This is a genomic window from Labrys sp. LIt4 (genome assembly GCF_017813775.1).
Taxonomy (GTDB): domain Bacteria; phylum Pseudomonadota; class Alphaproteobacteria; order Rhizobiales; family Labraceae; genus Labrys; species Labrys okinawensis_A.
Genome location: NZ_JAGIPY010000034.1, coordinates 2,021 through 7,774, shown reverse-complemented (window position 1 = coordinate 7,774; position 5,754 = coordinate 2,021). Strand labels below are relative to the sequence as shown.

2 protein-coding genes are annotated in these 5,754 nt (G+C 65.7%); both read left to right on the top strand.

Annotated features, from left to right (window positions below; genetic code table 11):
• Positions 1 to 3,324: glycosyltransferase (locus J8I29_RS29475; protein ID WP_209434397.1), on the top strand; the 3,324-nt coding region annotated here is incomplete at its 5' end.
• A 70-nt stretch (positions 3,325 to 3,394) separates the two neighbouring features.
• Positions 3,395 to 5,754, top strand: a 2,360-nt coding sequence (locus J8I29_RS29470; RefSeq protein WP_348536211.1) for a glycosyltransferase, incomplete at its 3' end; no start/stop codon positions are given.

Sequence of the window (5,754 nt, the reverse complement as noted above, 5' to 3'; positions counted from 1 at the left end):
GGGCAGGTGTCGAACAAGCAGGAGGCTTTGCGGGCGATGATGCGGGAGGGGTTCGAGCGCCTGGCGCCGATTTCCTTCGGGCATGCCTTCGATCCGGTTTATTTTGCCGACGCCAATCCGGCCCAGGCCGGCAAGGATCGGGTCGAACTCTACAAATACTGGCTGTTCACGGGCCTGAAGGCCAAGGTGCCCGGCAATGCGGCCGAGCATCTCAGGCTGCATGGGCTGGGCCTGCTCGAATATCCGGCCGGGTTCGACTGGCGGGCCTATGGCAACCGGCCCGGCGTGACGCCCAAGCACCGCTGGGACCTGCTCTATCACCTCATCGTCAACGACGCGATCCCGGCCCATGAGATTCCGCTCGGGCCGAGCGGCGGGCCGGACTTCCTGCTGGCGCTGGCGGGGGCGTTGAAGGCGCGCAATCCCGAGCGTGCGGCCAGCCTCTATGCCTTTGTCGACCGCAAGAGCCCGCTCGGCCCGGCGGACCGGGAGCGCTGGGCCGATTGCCTGGCCGCGCGGGAGAACTGGCAGGAGGCGCTGCCGCTCTATCGCCAGGCGATCGACGCCGGCTCGATCCAGGTGCAGACCGCGGTCAAGGCCATCGAGGCCGCCCTGAAGCTGGGCGAGCCGGAGCAGGCGGTGGAGGTGCTGCTCCAGACCCGGACGGCCTCCGGCGGCGACATCCGCTGGCGCGAGGCGCTGCGCCAGACCATCGAGGCCGCGTTCCGCGAAGCCTGGATGGCGGCCGAGGAGCTCTATGCCCGGGAGCGCCGCCAGGAGGCGGACGATGTCATGACCAAGGTGGTCGCCGACATCGCCGGCTGGTGGAACACCTTCGATCCGCCCGGCCCGCCGCTGCCGGCCACGCCCGATCAGCGTATCGTCATGCTGGCCAATGTGGATCTGCGGCAATGCACGCATTATCGCGTGACCCAGAAGATCGAGATCGCCAAGGTGGCCGGCCTCACGCTGGAGGTCTACACCCAGGCGGAGGTGGACGACTTCATCACCGCCATGCCGGGGGCCAGCGCCGCCATCTTCTATCGCCTGCCGGCCCTGCCTTCGAACATCCGGGCGATCTCGATCTGCCGGGCGCTCGGCATTCCCAGCTATTACGACATCGACGACCTGATCTTCGACGCCACCCATTATCCCGAGCCGATCGAGACCTATGGCGCCTCGGTCAGCAAGAACTTCTATCATTCGCTGCAGATGGGGGTGCCCCTGTTCCGGGCGGCGCTGGCCATGTGCGACTACGGCATCGCCTCCACCACCCTGCTCGCCGGCTATATGGAGAAGCTGGTGCGCACCGGGCGCTGCTTCGTGCTGCCCAACGGCATCGACAGCCATGACGCCGACCATTTCCGGCAGGCCATCCCGCGCGTGCGCCGCAACGAGGATGTCGTGCTGTTCTACGGCTCGGGCACCAAGGCGCACAATGCCGACTTTCTCGACCTGGTGGGCGGGCCGCTGCTGAACCTGATGGAGCGCCACGCCAATGTGCGCCTGATGGTGGTGGGCTATCTGTCGCTCGACGGGCGTTTCGACGCGGTGCGCGAGCGCATCACCCAGCTCGAATGGACCCGGGACGTGCAGTCCTATTGGTCCTTGCTGGCCGAGGCGGACATCAACATGGCCGTGCTCGTGCCGGGGCCGACCACCAACGGCAAGAGCGAGATCAAATGGCTGGAGGCGGCCGCCTTCAACGTGCCCTCGGTGGTCAGCGCCACCCACCGCTACGAGGAAGTGCTCGAAGACGGCGTCGACGCCTTTCTGGCGCGCACGCCCGAGGAGTGGGAGGCGGCGCTGGAGAGCCTGATCCGCTCGCCCGAGCGCCGCCGGGCCATGGCCGAGGCGGCGCGCGCCAAGGCCGTGAGCGTCTACAGTCTGGAGCGCAATGCCGAGCGGTTCAAGGAACTGCTGGCGCCGGCCTTCAACCGCAGCGACACCCGGTTGCAGGTCTCCCGGCGCAAGAAGCGCATCCTGTTCTTCAACATCTTCTTCCCGCCGCAGACCATCGGCGGCTCGACCCGGGTCATCCGGGACAATATCGACAGCTTCATCGGCTCGAACTTCGCCACCGAATGCGATTTTGCGGTGATGACGTCGGACAATGACAACCGCAAGCCCTATCAGCTCAAGGTCGAGAACTATAAGGGGATCCCGGTCTTCCGGGCCAATTCCCCGATCGAGGACATCCAGGAGTGGCGCCCCTTCAACGAGCGCTACGGGCGGCTGTTTGCCCGCGTGCTGGAGTTCTGGCGGCCCGATCTGGTGCATATCCATTCGCCGCAGCGCGGGAGCGCCTCGCTGATGACCGCCTGCATCCGGGCGGGCGTGCCCTATATCAACACCATCCATGACGGCTGGTGGGTCTCCGACTACAATTTCCTGACCGATGTCACCGGGGCGCCGGTCGAGCCGGAGGAGGCGCTGCCCTCCAGGCCACCCTTCGGCAAGTCGATCGGGCGCTCGCTCGAGCGGCGGCGGCGCCTGCGCCTCCTGCTCGAACGCTCCGCCGCCATCCTGGGGGTCTCGGATGCGTTCACGCAGATCATGCATCGCTCCGGCTACCCGGCGACGCGGTCGGTGCCCAATGGCGTGCCGGCGATGGAGCGGGTGCGCAAGACCCGCTCCGCCAATGGCAAGGTGCGCCTGGTCCAGGTCAGCGGCGAGACCCACCACAAGGGCTTCCATCTCGTGCAGGCCGCCTTCAAGCAGGGGCGCTTTGCCAATCTGGAACTGACGATCGTCGATCATCAGCGCTTCGGGGGCCCGGTGCTGGAAACGCGCTGGGGCGAGACGCGGGTGCGCTTCGTGGGCAAGACCAAGCAGGAAGACATGCACACGCTCTACGCCCAGCAGGACGTGCTGCTGGTGCCCTCGGTCTGGCCCGAAAGCTTCGGCCTGGTCTCGCGCGAGGCCACGGCCGCGGGCCTGTGGGTGATCGCCTCCGACCGCGGGGCGATCGGGGAAGGCATCGAGCATGGCGTCAATGGCTGGGTGCTGGACGTGGCCAGCATCGAACCCTTGTTGAGCACGCTCGAGGAGATCGACGCTTCGCCCGAGCGCTATCTGGATTCGCCGCCGGCCCTGGCGGTCAAGCCCCGCACCGCCGCGGACCAGGCGCGCGACCTGATCGCGATCTATCGCGACATCCTCAGGCGCCCGCCCGAACAGCAGCCCTGGCCCTACTTCATGACCGGCGACTTCGTGGAGGACGAGGATGCCAGCCAGGAAGACCGCGACTGGCTGAAGGGCAAGCGCAAGACCTTCTTTGCCGACTTCGGCAGCGACAGGGCAGGCAGCAAGCAGCAAGTGTAGGAATTGCGTTCTGCGGGCGGGTCTTCTCGAACGCCGCCGGGCATAGGGGGAGTGGAAGGCGTTGGAAGGGGTGGTTCTGGACACGCTCAGGGGAAGGGCGGAGGGCGGCGGGCCGCTATGGGGCCGGTTCGACCCGGACTGGTACCGGCGGACCTATCCCATGGCCGCCGGGGAAGCGGATCCGCTGGCCTTCTATCTCAGCCAGGGCGCGAGGCTCGGGCATTCGCCCAACCGGTACTTCGACGAGGCTTTCTATGTCGGCGAGCACGAACAGGTTGCCCAGGCGGTCGCCGAGGGACGGGTCGCCTGCGGTTTCGAGCACTATTGTTTGAGCGGGCGAGACGAGCGCCCGGCGCACTGGCTGTTCGAACCGGGCTTCTACCGCCAGCTCCACAAGGATCTGACCGATGCCGCCCTGGCCAAGGGAGGCTTTGCCAATCTCTACGACCATTATCTGAAGCGGGGCGCCCAGGAAGGAAGGCAGGCCCATCTGTTGTTCTCGCCCCAGATCTATCGCCGGCACATGGCCGACACCGCCGGCCATCCCGTCCCGGACGGCATGGGCGCCTTCCAGCATTATCTCACCTGGATCGAGGAAGACGGGGGCGATGTTCCCACCACGCCCTATTTCGATGCCGCCTGGTATTTCCTGCACTATCCCGAGGTCGAGCAGGCCGTCGCCGAGCGGCGGTTCAAGAGCGCGCTGCACCACTATCTGTCGAACCCGGAGCCGTCGGCCTTCGACCCGCTCGAATATTTCCGCGAGCGCTTCTACATCGAACGCTACAGCGACATCGAAAAGGTCATCGGCCGGGGCAAGTGGTTCCGCAACGCCTATCTGCATTTCCTGCGCTATGGCCAGCACGAACTGCGCAACCCCACCAGCTTCATCAATCTGCAATATTACTGGGCCCGCCGCTCCAGCGTGGTGGTCAATGCCGAACTGGCCAAGGTCGTCGAGCCCTTCGCCCATCTCCTCACCGTCGGCCTCCTGAAGGGGCTGGCCTTCGCGCCGACCGGCGCCCCCATCGACGTGCCGGAGAAGCAGGCCCGCGCCCTGTTCCTCAGCCATGCCGAGAACATGGCGCCCCAGCATGCGCGCCGGCCGATCGACTTCACCCTCCAGGGCCCGGCGCAGGTCTGCGTCATCGTGGTGGTGCACAACCACCTGGCCATGACCCTGATGACGCTGGCCTCGCTGCGCGACAATTACGCCGGCACCATCCAGCTCATCCTGGTCGACTCCGGCTCGAGCGACGAGGTCAGGCAGATCCAGCGCTATGTCAGGGGCATGGTCCATCTGCGCTTCGAGACCAATATCGGCTTCATTCACGCCTGCAACAGCGCGCTGCTGCATGCGAACGCCCCCGCCATCCTGTTCCTGAACAATGATGTCAGGCTGTCCACCGGGGCGGTCGCCGCCGCCCTGGCGCGGCTGGAGAGCGATCCCAAGATCGGCGTGGTCGGCGCCAAGGTGATCCGCACCAATGAAAAGCTGCAGGAGGCCGGCTGCATCATCTGGCGGGACGGCAAGACCAACGGCTATATGCGGGACTGGGCCCCGCTCAGCCCGGAAGCCAATTTCGTGCGCGACGTCGATTTCGTCTCCGGGGTCTTCCTGATGGCGCGCGCCGATCTGGTCGCCCGCATCGGCGGCTTCGACCCGCAATTCGCCCCCGCCTATTACGAGGACGCGGACCTGTGCCTGCAGGTGTGGCAGGAAGGCTACCGCGTCGTCTACGACCCCAATGTGGTGGTCTATCACTACGAATATGGCAGCTCGCGCGATTCGGGCGCGGCGTTCGGGCTGATGCACAAGAACCAGAAGGCCTTCCACGCCAAACACCTGCAGGCCCTCAAGCATCGTTTTGCCAACACGCCGGAAGCCCTGCTGGAGGCGCGTTTTGCCGGCAGGACCCAGCCCAAGATCCTCTATATCGAGGATTATATCCCCCTGCGCAGCCTGGGGGCGGGGGCGGTGCGCAGCAACGACCTCATCCGCGTGATGGCCGGAATGGGCTATCAGGTCACGGTCTTCCCGGTGCACGGAACAGCGGCGCCGCTCGCCGAAATCTATGCGGACTTTCCCGACACTGTCGAAATCATCCACGACCTCAATCATCATGACTTCAACAAGTTCATCAACGACAGGAAGACTTATTTCGACTGCATCTGGATCTGCCGGGCCCACAACCTGAATTTTCTGCACGGGTCCCTGGAAGAGCTCAAGCTGAACCCGAACAAGACGAGCATCGTCCTCGATACGGAGGCGATCTTCTCGCTGCGCGAGGAATTGCAGGCCCGGCGCGAAAACCGGCCCTTCGATCTCGGCGAGGCCATGGCCCGCGAGTTCAAGCACGGCCATTTCTGCCAGGAAATCGTCACCGTCAGCCCCGCCGAAGCAGCCGTCCTAAGCGAGTTCGGCTTTCC